Raw genomic sequence first — 15,821 nt, forward strand, 5'->3', positions numbered from 1 at the left:
GGGGTTGTTTTAGAACCTAAATTTTATATAGAAAATGCCAACATGTTAAAAGAAAATCGTTTGCCAGTTTATAATTGGGTTTATGTAAGTGTATATCCTTATAAAAATGGAGTTAATGCTTATACTTATGGACTAAGAAATTTTAATCGTTTGGAATTTGAGGTTTATGAAAGTAAAATGGATGAAAAGGAATTGTTTTTTTCTTTGTATGATATTATTTTACATATTTTAACTTACGATATCGAATTAAAAGATTTAGATACTTTGAAATTTGAAGATGGCAAAAATATCAGTTTTTCAAAAAGTAAAGGAGTGAGTGTTGAAGGAGATAGTCTAAAAATAAATTTTTAGACTTCACATTAACTTCACAAAAATTAGATTTAATTCTTGCAACCAAAACAAAAAAAAGGAGAAAAAATGAAAATAAAATTAGGTTTAGCGGCTTTATTAGGAGCTACAGTGCTTTTAGCTAAAGATATTATTGTTCCTGCTAATACTCTTCCAAAAAATGCGCAAGAATTTATTGCTACAAATTTTAAAAATGCTCAAATTGCTTTAGTTAAAAAAGATATTGATTCTTTTGATGTAACTTTAAATAATGGGACAGAGATAGATTTTATGATCAATGGGGAATGGAAAGAAGTGGATGGAAAATATCAGGCATTGCCTAACAGTATTTTGCCAAACATTATGTCTAAGATAAGCACTTCATCAAACGCACAAATTTTAGAGGTGAGTAAAGAAGTGAATGGATATAAATTTGAATTAAATAATTATATGAAAATATATACAGATGCTCAAGGCAATATCTTAGGGCAAAAAATGGATCACTAATTATAAAGTGTTAAAAAATAATTAAAATATTTGATTTTTTTCAAATATTTTAATTAAAACCAAAAGAATATTTTTATATACTTCAATATAATACTTTGATCATCTTAAAATTCTACTGATTTATTAATTTTTAATTAATAAAATATTTCGTAAAAATTAATTATATAATAAAAATATCTGTAATATTTACAAAAATCTGATATAATGATTCACTTATTTTATCGTTAAAAAAAGGAAAAACAGATGAATACTTCTAACAATACATGGACCAGCCACGATATAAGGTGGGTGTTATCTCTTTTTGGAACAGCAATTGGCGCAGGTGTCCTTTTGCTACCTATAAGTGCAGGACTTGGTGGATTGATTCCCTTGCTAGTTATACTTGTTTTAGCTTTTCCTATGACTTATTTAGCTCATAGAAATCTATGTCGTTTTGTTCTTTCAAGTTCTAATCCAAAAGATGATATTACTTTTGTTGCAGAAAGTTATTTTGGTAAAGGCGGTGGATTTTTAATCACTGTATTGTATTTTTTTGCTATTTTGCCTATTTTGCTTGTTTATAGTGCAAATCTTACAACGACTTTGATTGAATTTTTAATCAATCAGTTTCATTATGATGCAGCAACACTTCATGGGGCTCGTATATGGATAAGCTTTTTAGTTGTAGGTGCTTTAGTTCTTGTTTCAATTTTTGGTGAAGGTGTGGTTACTAGAGCTATGAGTTTTCTTGTTTTCCCTTTCATTATATTTTTATTTATCCTTTCGTTGCTTTTAATTCCTCAATGGAATACAGCTTTATTTACAAATATAGATTTTTCAGTATTTCAAACAAGTAATTTTTGGGTGACTTTATGGCTTGTAATTCCTGTTATGGTATTTAGTTTTAACCATTCTCCTATTATTTCATCTTTAGCGTGTTTTTGCAAAAAAGAATATGGCGATGATGCAGAGTTTCGTGCTAGAAGAATTATTTCTTCAGCGGTAGTTTTAATGGTTTTTGTGGTTATGTTTTTTATTTTTTCTTGTGCTTTGACTTTTACTCCTGCAGAATTTGCTTCTGCAAAAGCTCAAAATGTTAATATTTTAACTTTTATCGCAAATAAATTCCCTCAAGTAGCTGTTTTAACCTATGTTGGGCCTATTGTTGCTCTTGTTGCGATCAGTAAAAGTTTCTTAGGACATTATCTTGGTTCTCAAGAAGGTTTAAATGGTATTTTATACAAGGCAAGTAATGGAAAAATTCAAGGTAAATTAGCTCAAACTTTAACAGCGATTATCACTTTTGCTATTGCTTGGTATGTGGCTTATGAAAATCCAAGTGTTATAGGTATTATCGAGACTATAGGTGGTCCTGTTTTGGCGATATTGCTTTTCTTAATGCCAATTTATTGCATTTATCGTTTTGATATTTTGGCAAAATTCCGTAGTAAAGCTTTAGATATTTTTATTGCTATTATGGGAATAGTAGCAATTTCGGCTGTTGTGCATAATCTTATTTTAGAATATTTTGTAAAGTAGGATATGATGAGTAATTTAAGTATTTTTAAAATAGGGGTAGGTCCTTCATCTTCACATACCTTAGGACCTATGCTTGCTGGAAATTTATTTTGTAAAAAGATTGCGAAAAGACTTGATGAAATAACTAAAATTCAAGTTACTCTTTATGGTTCTTTGTCTTTAACTGGCAAAGGACACTTAAGTGATAAGGCTGTAATTTGGGGCTTAAATGGCTTAGAAGCTAAAAATTTAAGCGCCTCTATACAAGAAGAAGCCAATAAAAACGCTTTAGAAAAAGGTAAAATCAATCTATGTGGAGAAAAAGAATTAAATTTCAATTATGAAAGAGATTTGATTTTTTCTAAAGATTTTTTACCTTTGCATGAAAATGGAATGCAAATTAAAGCTTTTAATGAAAAAGAGGAACTTGTTGATGAAGAAACTTATTATTCTGTAGGAGGTGGTTTTGTTTTAACTGCTGCAGAATTAGAAAAAAGAAATAAGAATTCAGGTCAAAACTTATCAAGTAAAAATGAAATAGAGCTTAATAGTGCTAAAGAAGTTCTTGAATTTTGCGAGAAAAATAATTGGAATTTGGCAGAGCTTTCTTATCAATATGAATTGCAATTTCATACAAAAGAAGAGATTAGGTCTTATTGCCTTGAAATTTGGGAAGTGATGCAAGAAGTTTATTATAATGGAATTCATCCTACCGAAGAGTATTTGCCTGGAAAGCTTAATTTAAAACGCAGAGCTAAAGGCTTACATGAGCGTATTTCTATGACAGCTGATCCTATGGGAATAATTGATTTCATTTCATTATATGCACTTGCAGTTGCAGAAGAAAATGCAAGTGGTGCTAGAGTAGTTACAGCTCCTACGAATGGGGCTTGTGCAGTTGTTCCTGCTGTTATGCTTTATCTTAAAAATCATACTATAGGTTTTAATGATGATCAAGCTGTAAATTTCTTATTAGCAGCTATGTTAATTGGTTCATTGTATAAGAAAAATGCAAGTATTAGTGGAGCCGAAGCTGGATGTCAAGCTGAAATTGGTAGTGCAAGTTCTATGGCTGCTGCCGCAATGGCTACGGTTTTGGGTGCTAATGCCTTCAAAGCTTGCAATGCTGCTGAAGTAGCAATGGAACATCATTTAGGTTTAACTTGCGATCCCGTTGCGGGACTTGTCCAAATTCCTTGTATTGAAAGAAATGCTTTTGGAGCGATTAAAGCTATTAGTGCGGCAAGAATGGCTATGACTCGACAATCAACCCCTAAAGTTGGTCTTGATGAAGTGATAGAGACGATGTATGAAACTGGTAAAGATATGAATTATAAATACAAAGAAACTTCTTTGGGTGGTCTTGCTACAAATTTAAAAACTGTATGTTAAAGCATTATGCTTTAACATTTTTTCTTTTTTTTAAAAATTCTCTTATTTCTTCTTTTGAAAATTTTTTTAATAAATTGATATGTTTAAAAAGTAGATTAGTGCTAATAGAACTTGCGATTAATACTATAATACATAAAATTAGAAAAAACAAATCGGTTAGGTTAAATTGTATCAAAAATAAACTAGCAAAAAACAAGCTTCCAAAAAATAAAAAAGATAAAAGCACACTTTGTTTTGTTTGAATTTCTCCGAGATTGTCTGAATTTTGGGTTAAATTTTTAAAAAATATGATTTTTCTACCAATATTTAAAATAAGAATTTCATCATTTTCCTTAAAAACTTGCTCTTTTATTCCTTGATAGATAAAAGTTTCCCCATTTGGATTAAGTTCATCTTTGTAAGACTTTAAAATATAATCTTTTAAAATAATATTTTTAATATCACTTTTCTTTTCAATTTTAAAGAAATTAAAATCATAATTTACGCGAAAAATTTTATTCAGATTCATAAATGCCATAGGTATCATTTCCTAAAAAATTTTTATAAAGAGGTTTTAAATTTAAAGGTATTGTAACATTTTTTTGATCATTTAAAATGGAACTTTGAAAAATTAAAAATAAATCCATTTCATTTTTAAAACTTTTTAAAAAATTTTCTCCTCCTTCATACATTAAAAATCTAGCTTTTTCTGGAATTTGAGTATAAATTTGGCGATTTGGAATTTGGAATAAAGGGATATTATGATCAAAATTTTCTAGTTTTTCATGGCTTAAAATGCAAAGATCGGGCGCCTTTCCTTGACAAAGTCTTGCATCTAAAGTCGGTTTATCTTTTCTTATGGTTTGACCACCTACTACCAAAAGATCTATGATTGATCGAATTTTATGAGCATAAGTTCTGCTTAATTCATTGCTAACGATTTTTCCTAAAGCTGATCCATTCATAGAAAGGGCTAATTTGAAAAGTTTAAATTGCCCTTTTTGCCATTTTAAAAAAGGTTTTAAAAGATCTTTTCCCTCTTTTTCGAGTATGCCAAATTCTACCTCTATATTTTGTTTTCTTAAAAAATCTCCCCCGCCTTTTGCGATATCATTTTCATCTTTAACACTGATAAAAATTTTTTTAAAACCAAGTTCGCTAAAAAGCTTTGCGCAAGGAGGGGTTTTTCCTTGATGAGAGCAAGGTTCTAAGGTAACAAAAGCGATAGCTTCTTTAAATATATTTTGATGATTTTTACAAATAAAATCATGCAAGGTATTAGCTTCTTTAGGCATTGAAATTTCAGGCTTTAATCTTTTAAAAGCATGAGCAATTGCATTGAGTTCTGCGTGTGCTAAACCTGCTTTTTCATGTGCTTTTATGGCTAATATTTTTTCATTTTTATCTAAAATCACACAGCCTACTGCAGGATTAGGATAGGTTAAAAATTGATATTTCCAAGCCTCGTTTAAGGCTAATTGCATGTAAAATTCTTTCATTGTTTCCATTAAAATTCTTTTTAGAGGATTATATAATATTATTATGTTTTTGTATAGGGTGGTATTTAAGAAGTTAGTGGCCGGGAGAAAGGGATTCGAACCCCTGGAGGTGTTACCCTCAACGGTTTTCAAGACCGCCGCTTTCGACCACTCAGCCATCTCCCGATTATGATTTTGTGCCTTTTTTGGAGGCGACATCCGGATTCGAACCGGAGATCAAGGCTTTGCAGGCCCATGCCTTACCGCTTGGCTATGTCGCCCTGATAAAATTAGAAAGTGGTGCCCGAGGCCGGACTTGAACCGGCACGGAAGAAAAATTCCGAGGGATTTTAAGTCCCTTGTGTCTACCAATTCCACCACCCGGGCGGGTGATATGGAGCGGGAAACGAGATTCGAACTCGCGACCCCAACCTTGGCAAGGTTGTGCTCTACCCCTGAGCTATTCCCGCAAAGTTTAAAGATGAAATTCTAGCAAAATAAACTTAAAATGAGTTTATTTTGCTATTTACATATAAATAATGCTGTAGCGCTTAAGCTTTGTTCTGTATTTTTAACAACAGGCAAGGATAATTGCATATCATTGGATTTTGCAGCAAAAAATCTTGGTGATATATTTGCATTTAAATTTGTATCTAGGGTTTTTAATGTACAAGTTTTATTTAAATCTTTAGAGTAAATTGTTTCATAAGAATAGGCCTTTTGTAAAAGTTGGCTATAAAGTTCTTCTTTATTTTCTTGTAAAAGTTTTTTTGAAAATTTAGGTTCTAAAGAAGGTATAGAAACTCCCACAAAAGAACTTTTTTTAACTATAGTATTTAAATCATTTAAAAAATGGTTGAAATTTTCAAGATCATTTTCTTTGATAACGCATTCTAAATTTGCATTTAATTTTTGTCCTTTTATGGTTTGTATGCCATCTTTGTAAGAAAAATTAGGTTCTAAAGAAAAACTTCCCCCGCTGCAAAAATTATCTTTTTGGGTACGTTGTATGATTTGATTAAAAGTATCTGCAATTTGTTTTTTTTCATCGTCGCTTAGGGTGATTTTGCTATCAAGATTTTCATTAGCCCAAAAGTTAATATTTGTATAGAATTCATCAGGTTTTAAATGAGTGCTAATTTCTATATTTCTTGAAAAATTTAAAGCTTGATTTGAATGTTTTTTATCTAAAAATTCAACATTAAAAACCACTCCAGCTACAAAAAGTAAAAGACATAAAAATCCTACACCTAAACCTTTAAAAAAAGCCAACATTTTTTTCCTTTATTGTTTTGTTATTTGAATAAATGATTATATCAAATAAAACTTGAAATCTTATTTTAAATTTAAAACTAAAAAATTTATAAATAATAATTAAATAATAAATATTTTTAAACTTAAACTGAATTGCCATAAATAACAATGTTAAAAATTTTCTAAAAATTTTTCTCATTATTTTTTCCTTGATAAAAAAATATTGATTTGCAAATCTTTCAAAATCATAACATAAAGTATTAACCCTTTTTTTGTTCAACTTAATTTAATCTTAAAGTAATTATTTTATAGGGATTTAAACGCAATTTTTATTTTTAAAAAAACTTAATTAAGTTTTTTTAAGTAGATTTTTTGCAAAAAATGATACTCGTTTAAATATCTATTTTTTCATACTTTTAAGTGAAATTTTTTCAAAAACTGCCACTATAAAAAAGCCACAAAAAAAAAAGGGGGGGGGTTAATATTTTTTTTCATTTTTTTTAAAAATGAGGAAAAAAAACTCTTTCAAAGCATCATTTTTTCATAGTTTAAAAAAATAAATTTTTTTCAAAAAAAATCATTCAAATGATTTTTTAAATTATTTTTTTAGTAAATTTTATTTTTTTTGTATTTTTTTAAATAAAATTTATATTTATTTCATATTTTTTATTATTTTTTTAGCTTGTTTTTTATTTATATTAAAGAAAGCTATTTATTTATAAAGATTCTATTTCTTATTGTGAAAAAGTTTTTTTCTTACCTTTGTAGTTTTTTCTATTTTTATTATTAATGCTTTTTCTTATCATATATTTTTTGCATATTTTGTATTATGTTTTCATATTTTTTATTATTTTTTCTTTTATTTGTGCTTTGTTTTTTTATCATTTTTTTAGAAAAAAAATAATTTATTTTGAGAGTAAAAAATTAAAAAAAGTTTTTCAAAAAAATATTTTTTATGTATTTTTTTTATCGTTTTTTTTATCATTTTTTTCTATTTATTTTTTATATTTTTTTTAGAAAAAAAATAATTTATTTTTTAAAAGCAAAAATTAAAAAAAGTTTTTTTTAATTTTATTTTTTGCAAAAAAATCTTTTTTAACGTTTAAAGACCTATAAAATAGGGATTTGAGTTAAAAAACAGCCACTATAAAGGGTTATCCTGCCTCTATACAAGTTTTATATTTTTTACTATAATTTTTTCAATTTCAAATTACAAATTTTTAAGAAAAAAAATGCAAAAAAAATATAGAAGAATTACTCGAAGAAATAAAAAAAGTTAGAAAAGCAAGTTCTGTTATAAAAGATAAATTTGATAGAAATAAAATATTTAATCATTATGTCAGTTCTTATTCAATAAAAAACAATGTTAATAATTTTAATAAATCCTCTTTTTCTAAACAAGTTGTCGTAAAACTTTTAAGTAATTTATCAAGTGCTGGAGCGAAAAGAGCGATAAACTATATCTTAAAAAATAATGATACTCCTTACCTGATTAATGAAAAAGGGGAAGAGGTTTTAGCTAAAGAAGTTTTAAAAGATTGGAATAATGATTTTTCTAAATCAGCAAACGCAAAAGATGCTTGGCATTTAATGTTTTCTATAAAAGAAAGTGCTACTCCTAAAAATCTTGAAATATTAAAAAAATCTGTTCAGCGAGTTATGGATAATAATTTTCTAGGTTATAAGTATGTTATGGTTTTACATACCCATCAAAATAATCCACACGCCCACATAGTTTTAAATAAAAGAAATATATTGACAAAAAAGAAAATTCATTTCAATAAAAAAGAAGATATAAAAGAGTTTTGGGACGATGTTAGAAATAATTTTAGTATGACTTTAAATAACAAAGGTTTGCGTTATCATAATCATTCCATTTTAGAAAAGGATTTAAAGAAAGAATGTCAAAGAATTAAAAGAAATTTATACCTTGATGAGTATGAAACCAAAAATGATTTAAATGAAATTTTATTAAATAGTATCAAGAGAGAAAATATTAAAATTGAAAAGAAAAAAAGTAGAATTGATTTCTTTTATGAAGAGAATAAAATTTTAAAAGATGAATGAAAAAATTTGCTTAATCTTTTTAATCAATATAAAAAGAAAAATAATAAAAAATTTTATAAAATTGGGCGAGATTTAAAGCTTAATAATAAAAAAATAAATGAGAATGAAAAAATTATTTTAAATGAGATAAAAGAGTTAAAAGAAATTTATCCAAAAATTGAAATTTTAAACAAAGAATTAAATAAATTAACTTATGAAAAAATAATCGATGTAAAAAGATTAGAAACGTTTTCAGATAGTATAAAAAATGTAAAAATTTCATCAAAAAAAGATTATCAAGAATTCTTAAAAGTTAGAAGTTCTATTTCTAAAAATAATCAAAATTTAGATGATACCATTAAAAAGAATTTGGAGGCAAATTTAATCTCTTTAAGTCTTTTTAACGGCAAAAAACAAAATATTTTTAATTTAAACAATAAAATTCAAAGTTTAGATAATGCAATTTATTTGCTTAAAAAATCAAATTCTGAAGTATGGGAATACGAAAACTACCTTAAAACTTTAGAAAGCAATAAGGACTTCTTAAAGGATAATATTTCCTTGAGATTTAAAAATTTAAAATTAGAACTTTCAAATAAAAGCACTAAAAAGATTAATCCTTTTTTGATTAAAGAATATCAGAAAGGTTGTGAAATTTTAAATATCAAAGATGATTTAAATATAATCAATAAAATTAATAATTCTAGTTATTTTGGTAAGGTTAATAATAAGCAAAATGAAAATTTAAATGATTTAAAGAATAGAAGTTATGATTAATGCGGATTATCCGCATTAATTAAGGTATTTACTATCTTTTGCTTCAGTAGGGTCGCAAATTACAGAGTTATTTTTTTCCTTATAACAAATAATATTGACTAATTTATATTTATTTTCATTATTTTTTAATAGAAAATAATTGAAATATTGATTATCGTCAGATGGATTTTTTTGAACATAGTCTGCTAAAAAATCGGCAATTTCATTTCTAAGTTTAGAATCAACATGACTTAAGTTTTTAATTGAAGTATAATCATAAATTTCACAATTTGGATATTTACTTTTAATTTTTTCAATTGCTGGATTATAAAAAGGAGAATTATCCTTATTTTCTGCTTTTATTAAGCTATCACTGCACCCCGCTAAAAAACTGATTAGCCCTAAGACTAAAATTCCTTTTAAATTTTTTTCATTTTTTTCCTTTCTTGAAATGTTTTTAAGGTTTAGAAAACCACTTTTCCATATTTTTATCAAAAATAATCTCCAAACTTATATCTTTAATCATTTTTAAATGTAAATGATATATTGTAGCTTTGCTTACTATGACGTGGCAATACAATATCACCAAAATTTTCATGATGAATCGCATCAGGTAAAGTCTGTGCCTCTAATGCAATGCCTTCATTTTTATTTGCCAAAGCGCCTTTATCTCGGCTAAATGAAATGTTTTGTCCTTCGATCTTTTCAGGCGTATAAACAACAAGTCCATTACGATCAGAATGCACGATAATTTGACGCTTGCTTTCTTTATCTTTTAAAATGGCAACCAAATTTGTTTTAAGCACATAAGCTGTATCTAGTCCTTTAATTTCTTTAAGCACGGATTCTACATTTTTAAAATGACGAAAATCATAAGGTGTGTTATCAACAGCGAGAAATTTTCCAGTAGGGATTAAATACTCATCAGTTTCTAAAATATGATCGCTATTGATTTGTAATTCATGCGTTGTCAAATCGCGACGATTGCTCAGATTAAAATAAACATGGCACGTTGGATTAAACAAAGTATCTTCTTCGCCACCTATTGCGCTATATACAATGCTTACTTTATTTTGATTATCCAAGGTATAAACAATACTAGCTTGTATCTCTCCAAAAAAGCCATCCATACTTTCATCGATCTTTTTTTGAAAAGTCACACTCGCTCCATTTTCATCAACCGAAGTTGAATATTCCCAATTCCAAGTTGAAAAGCCATGTGACCCACCATGAAGAGTATTACCATGATCGTTTTGCGGCAATTTATAATGCTTATAAGATGCGTTTTTGATCCTTCCAGCAACCCTGCCGATTGATTTGCAAATATTTTGAGGATTTGAGTAATAATCGTTAATATTATCAAAACTCAATAATAAATTTTGATGCTCTTTATCCTTAGCCGGAACTAAAAACTGATGCCAAATTGCCCCCATACTAAGGCAGGAAATTTCTACATTATTGTCATTGATCAAACGAATTCGCGTCACTTTTTCATCATTATACTCGCCAAATGTTTCTTGCAATATTTTCATTTTTACCCTCCTAAAAAATCTTATACAATTTTGACATTAATTAATAAATACTTTTTAAGAATGGTGTAAAAAAAATTTAAAAGTGATTTAAAAAGATAAGAAGTAAAAAAATATTTAGGGAATAACCCTAAATATTAGTGAGAACAAGCGCTTTTTCCATTCATAATAGGCTGAATTGCAGAATTATCCGCACCGCCTTCATTGTTAATCTTTTCTATGAAATTCCAAATTTTCTCAGCCGCCATTAAATAACGCTTTGAACTCACGCTTTCAGGATGATAAAAACTCACTGGTTTTCCATCATCCCCACCTTCTCTAACGATCATTTCAATAGGAATTTGTGCTAGAACTTCGCTTTTGTAAGCTTTCGCCATTTCTTCAGTAGTTCCTTTGCCGAAAATATCATATTCTTTGCCATTATCAGGGCATAAAAATCCACTCATGTTTTCTACGATACCTGCGATTGGAATATGAAGTTTGTTAAACATATCAAGCGCTCTTTTGCTGTCATCTAAAGAAACGGTTTGTGGAGTGCTTACACATACACCTGCAGTGATTGGGATGCTTTGTGCAGAAGTGATTTGTGCATCACCTGTTCCTGGAGGCATATCCAAAAATAAAACATCAAGTTCAGGCCAAATCACATCAGCGAGTAATTGCTCCATCGCTTTCATGATCATCGCACCACGCCACATAAGTCCTTGTCCTTCTTCGATTAAAACTCCCATACTCATCATATAAATTCCATGAGTTAAAATAGGCTTTAATCTTTGTCCAACCACTTCAGGTTGAGTTTTGGTTTCTCCAAGCATTCTTGGGATATTTGGCCCATAAATATCCGCATCCAAAATCCCTACTTTTTTACCCATTTTTGCCATAGAAATAGCTAAATTTACGGTTGTGGTCGATTTGCCCACGCCACCTTTACCACTTGAAATCATGATGAAATTTTTCACTTGCGGAACGATATTTTTACCGCTTCTTGAATTGCTTTTTTCTTCAGGAATTTTTGGTGTGATGATATTAATTTCTATATTTTTTAAATTTAAAGATGATAAAACTTCGCTAACATTTTTGCGAATTTCATTAGAAACTTCAGGATTAGACGAAGCGATTTCGATATTGATAAAAGCTTCATTATTTTCTACTTTAACTTCTTTTACAAAATTAAAACTGACTATATCTTTTTCAAAACCAGGATATTTAACGCTTTTGAGTTTTTCTAAAATTTGTTCTTTCATAATTCTAATCTTTCCTTAAAAAATTAAAAATTTATTTTACTAATAAAAATCTAAAATTTAGCTTTTTGTAAGTGTATAATATGGTAACATTATATACATAGATAAAATTATAAATTTTAAGGAACAAAAGTGCAAGAATTAAGTCTAATTATGCTAGCAGCTGGAAATTCTACACGTTTAAATATGGAAGTTAAAAAGCAATTTTTACGTATAGGAGAAGATCCTTTATGGCTTTATGCGACAAAAAATTTAAGCTCTTTTTATCCGTTTAAAAAGATAATTGTTACTTCTGGTAATGTTTCTTACATGAAAAAATTTACAAAAAATTATGAAATTGTAGAAGGTGGAGACACAAGAGCGCAATCTTTAAAAAAAGCCTTAGAATTAGTCGAAACAGAATTTGTTATGGTTAGCGATGTTGCAAGAGTTTTTATCAGTAAAAATTTATTTGATCGTTTGCTTGAAAATATCGATAAAGCAGATTGCATCACCCCTGCTTTAAAAGTTTGCGATACCACGCTTTTTGATGAACAAGCCATACAAAGAGAAAAAATCAAACTCATTCAAACGCCACAAATTTCACGCACAAATTTACTCAAAAAGGCCTTAGAGCAAAATTCTGATTTTACGGATGATAGCACCGCTATCGCAGCTTTAGGAGGTAAAATTTGGTTTATAGAGGGTGAAGAAAATGCTAGAAAACTAACCTTTAAAGAAGACTTAGTTAAATTAAATCTCCCAAAACCTAGTCATGAAATTTTTTGTGGAAATGGTTTTGATGTCCATGAATTTGGCCAAACAAGACCTTTAATCTTAGGCGGTATCGAAATTCATCCTAGCATGGGCTTAAAAGCACACTCAGATGGCGATGTTTTAGCGCACTCTTTAACCGATGCGATTTTAGGTGCGGCTGGCTTAGGCGATATAGGCGAACTTTATCCCGATACTGATATGAAATTTAAAGATGCTGATTCTATGGAACTTTTAAAAAAGGCTTATCAAAAAGTCAAAGAAGTCGGCTTTGAGCTTATAAATGCTGATATTTGCGTTATCGCAGAAGCTCCAAAACTACACAAATTTAAAGAAGAAATTAGAGCTAATATAGCCTCAACCCTTAATATCAGCGAACACAGGATCAATGTAAAAGCCACTACCACAGAAAAACTAGGATTTATCGGTCGCAAAGAAGGCATAGCGGTTTTAAGCAATGCAAATTTAAAATATTTTGATTGGACAAAGTTATGAAAGTTTTAATCATAGAAAATGAAATTTACTTAGCACAAAGCATCGGTATAAAACTTAATAATATGGGCTATGATTGCACTATTATTAATTCTTTTAATGAATTTAATGAAGAAAAACGTTATGATATTATCTTACTTTCAGCTAATACTAGTAATTTTTTAAAAGCTGTAGAACATTTTAAAAACAGTATTATTATTTTACTGATTTCTTATATAAGCACTGATGTAGTTTCAACGCCTTTAAAAATGGGTGCTAGTGATTACATACAAAAACCTTTTATGATAGAAGAGCTAATAAGAAAAATAAAACACCATCAAGATTTTAGAAAGCTTTTAGCAGCAAATAAAACTTATGAAAGCTACATAAAATCTCGCATAAAAATGATAAAAATTCCAGAATACAATTATAAAAAAATCAAACTTCCACTCATTTTAAAATCCAATCTCCAAAATTCAGCCGATGCTTTTGTTTTTAAATATCTTTATGAACACAATATGGAATTTGCTTATATTGATTTAGCTGCTACTAATGCCATCGAAAAAGTAATGAAATTTCATTTTGAAAATTCTCTTTTATTTTTAAATAATCTTCAAATTTTAAAAACATCAGAGAGAGAAATTTTATTTAATTTCATAAAAAATAAGCCTGTAATTTTGCACACGAATTCTCAAATAGAAAATTCAAAATTCAATCAAATAGATCTAAACGATGATCAAAAGGGTATCATCAGTGATGAAATTTTAACTATTGATGAGTATATAAGATACATAGTTTTAAACTATCAAAATGTGCTTTCTGATACAGAGCTTTCTAAAAAAATAGGAATTTCTCGCAAATCCTTATGGCAAAAAAGGAAAAAATATGACCTCAAGAAAAAATAAAACAATCATAATTGATGAAAATGAATTAGGCATTCTTTCTCTTATAGAAGAAGGTTTACTAGGGAATTGCAATTATTTAATGGATGAAAATGAAAGTAAAGAAATTTTAAAAACTGGCAAATTAAAACGAGAAAATTTTCCCTATCCTTTCACCTTTGCTCCTAAAAATGCAGAAAAAGTCTTAAAAGATCTTAAAGAAAAAGATAAAATCGAACTCATTTGTAATGAAAAAATAGTAGGTTATATAGAATTTAAAAATAAATTTAAAAATGATAAAAATTTTTCGAGTATTTTCAGCTCTAGAACCTGTTCTTTAGAAAACAATGGAAAAACTTGTATCAGTGGAAAAATAAAAATCTATGATTCTCCTATAAAAACTATCAAACAACAATTTCAACTCGTAAAAGAAAAACTCAATGCTCAAAAAATAACTGCTTTAGTGACCAATCTTGATCCTTTGCATAGAGCACATGAAAGAATGTTTCGTTGGACTATAGATAAAGCGGATTTAGTAGTGATCTTTTTAGTAGAATCTTTTGATGAGGATGGCTTTGAATTTAATTTAAAAGAAAAATATTTGCAAAAACTCATACAAAATTATTTGCCACCCGATAAAATCTTTGTTTTTCCCTTAAAAAATATTGATCTTTTTCATTCTCATTTAAATCCTGCACTTGAAAGCATAGTGGCAAAAAATTTAGGCTGCACTAAACTTGTGGTAGGACAAAATCACACAGGCCTTGGGATGTTTTATGATGAAAATCAACCCAAATCGATTTTGGATGAATTTTCCAAAGATTACGGCATAGAAGTGATTATTTTACCTGAATTTGTATTTTGCAATGTTTGCCATATGATCGTAAGTACTCGATCTTGTCCGCATGGATTTCACCATCATTTACATTATAATTCTCAATCTTTGAAAAATTTATTAAGATTGGGTATTATTCCACCTGCGCTTTTTATGCGAAAAGAAATTTCAAGTATGATTTTATCTTCAATCTTTCCAAAGCGTTTTAAAAATTTTCAAAAAATATATAACGATCTTTTTGCCACAGATGGCATTTTAGAAGATAAAGAAGATGAAGAATTTTATCAAAAACTTTTAGAAGCGTATCAAATGTCTTATATCGTTTGAAAGGTAATAATGCAAAAAATTTTCTTGACTTTTTTTTATTCAGGTTGCGCCCCAAAAGCATCTGGAACTTTTGGAACTATCGCTGCTTTAATCCCCGCTTTTTTTATTTTAAGATATCTAGGAAGCACCACATTAGTACTACTTAGCTTTTTGATTTTTCTTATCAGCATACGTGTGATTGATGATTATGAAAAAAGCACAGGAATTCACGATGATAAACACATAGTAATTGATGAAGTTGCGGGAGTTTTTTTAGCTTGTGCTATAGCAGCTAATGCATCGAATTCTTTATTAAATTTCATCATGGCTTTTGTATTTTTTCGCTTGTTTGACATCACTAAACCTTCTATTATAGGAAAGATTGATAAAAAAGTTAAGGGTGGCTTAGGAGTGATGCTAGATGATATGGCAGCGGGTTTATTTGCTGGACTTTTAAGCGCTGTAATCTATGGAATTTTAATCAAATTTGATCTTTTATTTTGGGATAAAAAATTAATAGATTTATTTTGAAATTTTTCTTAAATTAATGAAATTTTAAATTTTATTCT

At 28.3% G+C, this 15,821-nt stretch carries 16 protein-coding genes and 4 tRNA genes; 10 read left to right on the plus strand and 10 right to left on the minus strand.

Features of this window, described 5'->3' with window-relative positions; all coding sequences use genetic code 11:
- The 4 genes from H2280_RS01475 to H2280_RS01490 all read left to right on the plus strand — a co-directional run.
- A partial coding sequence (locus H2280_RS01475) for a DUF4261 domain-containing protein (protein ID WP_337215462.1) occupies positions 1–351 on the plus strand: 351 nt, incomplete at its 5' end.
- Between the two features lie 66 nt (positions 352–417).
- The gene (locus tag H2280_RS01480) at positions 418–834 is read left to right on the plus strand and encodes a PepSY-like domain-containing protein (protein WP_337215463.1); all 417 of its coding nucleotides are present in this window, start codon (positions 418–420) and stop codon (positions 832–834) included.
- A 243-nt stretch (positions 835–1,077) separates the two neighbouring features.
- On the plus strand, positions 1,078–2,352 hold the full coding sequence (locus H2280_RS01485) for an aromatic amino acid transport family protein (protein WP_137623107.1): 1,275 nt from the start codon (positions 1,078–1,080) through the stop codon (positions 2,350–2,352).
- Positions 2,353–2,358: 6 nt separating this feature from the next.
- A complete protein-coding gene (locus H2280_RS01490; RefSeq protein WP_337215464.1) occupies positions 2,359–3,723 on the plus strand; it encodes an L-serine ammonia-lyase in 1,365 nt (454 codons plus the stop codon).
- Positions 3,724–3,727: 4 nt separating this feature from the next.
- On the opposite strand, the gene H2280_RS01495 is transcribed toward H2280_RS01490, so the two are convergent.
- From H2280_RS01495 to H2280_RS01525, 7 genes are all read right to left on the minus strand, one after another.
- Positions 3,728–4,240, minus strand: a complete 513-nt coding sequence (locus tag H2280_RS01495; protein ID WP_337215465.1) for a hypothetical protein — start codon at positions 4,238–4,240, stop codon at positions 3,728–3,730.
- Positions 4,218–5,201 (minus strand): bifunctional diaminohydroxyphosphoribosylaminopyrimidine deaminase/5-amino-6-(5-phosphoribosylamino)uracil reductase RibD, encoded by a 984-nt coding sequence (gene ribD, locus H2280_RS01500; RefSeq protein WP_337215511.1) that lies wholly within the window; start codon positions 5,199–5,201, stop codon positions 4,218–4,220. Before ribD ends, H2280_RS01495 begins: the two co-directional genes overlap by 23 nt.
- Before the next feature lie 77 nt (positions 5,202–5,278).
- Positions 5,279–5,366: transfer RNA gene (locus tag H2280_RS01505), tRNA-Ser, on the minus strand.
- Positions 5,367–5,387: 21 nt separating this feature from the next.
- Positions 5,388–5,461 (minus strand) — tRNA-Cys (locus tag H2280_RS01510).
- Positions 5,462–5,478: 17 nt separating this feature from the next.
- Positions 5,479–5,567, minus strand: a tRNA-Leu gene (locus H2280_RS01515).
- Between the two features lie 8 nt (positions 5,568–5,575).
- Positions 5,576–5,650, minus strand: a tRNA-Gly gene (locus H2280_RS01520).
- Positions 5,651–5,702: 52 nt separating this feature from the next.
- Positions 5,703–6,455, minus strand: coding sequence for a hypothetical protein (locus H2280_RS01525; RefSeq protein ID WP_137623104.1), 753 nt, complete (start codon positions 6,453–6,455; stop codon positions 5,703–5,705).
- A gap of 1,470 nt (positions 6,456–7,925) precedes the next feature.
- On the opposite strand from H2280_RS01525, the gene H2280_RS01530 reads away from it, so the two are divergent.
- Together H2280_RS01530 and H2280_RS01535 are read left to right on the plus strand one after the other, a co-directional pair.
- Positions 7,926–8,501, plus strand: coding sequence for a relaxase/mobilization nuclease domain-containing protein (locus tag H2280_RS01530; RefSeq protein WP_442862336.1), 576 nt, complete (start codon positions 7,926–7,928; stop codon positions 8,499–8,501).
- A 6-nt stretch (positions 8,502–8,507) separates the two neighbouring features.
- The gene (locus H2280_RS01535; RefSeq protein WP_337215466.1) at positions 8,508–9,257 is read left to right on the plus strand and encodes a hypothetical protein; all 750 of its coding nucleotides are present in this window, start codon (positions 8,508–8,510) and stop codon (positions 9,255–9,257) included.
- 15 nt (positions 9,258–9,272) lie between these two features.
- On the opposite strand, the gene H2280_RS01540 is transcribed toward H2280_RS01535, so the two are convergent.
- The 3 genes from H2280_RS01540 to H2280_RS01550 form a co-directional block, all read right to left on the minus strand.
- The gene (locus tag H2280_RS01540; protein WP_337215467.1) at positions 9,273–9,731 is read right to left on the minus strand and encodes a hypothetical protein; all 459 of its coding nucleotides are present in this window, start codon (positions 9,729–9,731) and stop codon (positions 9,273–9,275) included.
- Positions 9,732–9,754: 23 nt separating this feature from the next.
- Positions 9,755–10,768 (minus strand): aldose epimerase family protein, encoded by a 1,014-nt coding sequence (locus H2280_RS01545; RefSeq protein WP_337215468.1) that lies wholly within the window; start codon positions 10,766–10,768, stop codon positions 9,755–9,757.
- 134 nt (positions 10,769–10,902) lie between these two features.
- A complete protein-coding gene (locus H2280_RS01550; RefSeq protein WP_137623093.1) occupies positions 10,903–12,009 on the minus strand; it encodes an Mrp/NBP35 family ATP-binding protein in 1,107 nt (368 codons plus the stop codon).
- Positions 12,010–12,138: 129 nt separating this feature from the next.
- Between H2280_RS01550 and H2280_RS01555 the strand changes: the two genes are divergently transcribed.
- The 4 genes from H2280_RS01555 to H2280_RS01570 are packed head-to-tail and all read left to right on the plus strand — an operon-like array spanning position 12,139 to position 15,783.
- The gene (locus H2280_RS01555) at positions 12,139–13,254 is read left to right on the plus strand and encodes a bifunctional 2-C-methyl-D-erythritol 4-phosphate cytidylyltransferase/2-C-methyl-D-erythritol 2,4-cyclodiphosphate synthase (RefSeq protein WP_137623094.1); all 1,116 of its coding nucleotides are present in this window, start codon (positions 12,139–12,141) and stop codon (positions 13,252–13,254) included.
- Entirely contained in the window at positions 13,251–14,135 is an 885-nt protein-coding gene (locus tag H2280_RS01560) for a response regulator transcription factor (RefSeq protein ID WP_137623095.1), read from the plus strand. The genes H2280_RS01555 and H2280_RS01560 overlap by 4 nt, the downstream gene beginning before the upstream one ends.
- Positions 14,116–15,273 (plus strand): sulfate adenylyltransferase, encoded by a 1,158-nt coding sequence (locus H2280_RS01565; protein WP_337215469.1) that lies wholly within the window; start codon positions 14,116–14,118, stop codon positions 15,271–15,273. The genes H2280_RS01560 and H2280_RS01565 overlap by 20 nt, the downstream gene beginning before the upstream one ends.
- 9 nt (positions 15,274–15,282) lie before the next feature.
- The gene (locus tag H2280_RS01570) at positions 15,283–15,783 is read left to right on the plus strand and encodes a phosphatidylglycerophosphatase A family protein (RefSeq protein WP_137623097.1); all 501 of its coding nucleotides are present in this window, start codon (positions 15,283–15,285) and stop codon (positions 15,781–15,783) included.
- Positions 15,784–15,821 lie beyond the last annotated feature (38 nt).

Source organism: Campylobacter sp. 2457A, assembly GCF_020135895.1.
Taxonomy (GTDB): Bacteria; Campylobacterota; Campylobacteria; order Campylobacterales; family Campylobacteraceae; genus Campylobacter_D; species Campylobacter_D taeniopygiae.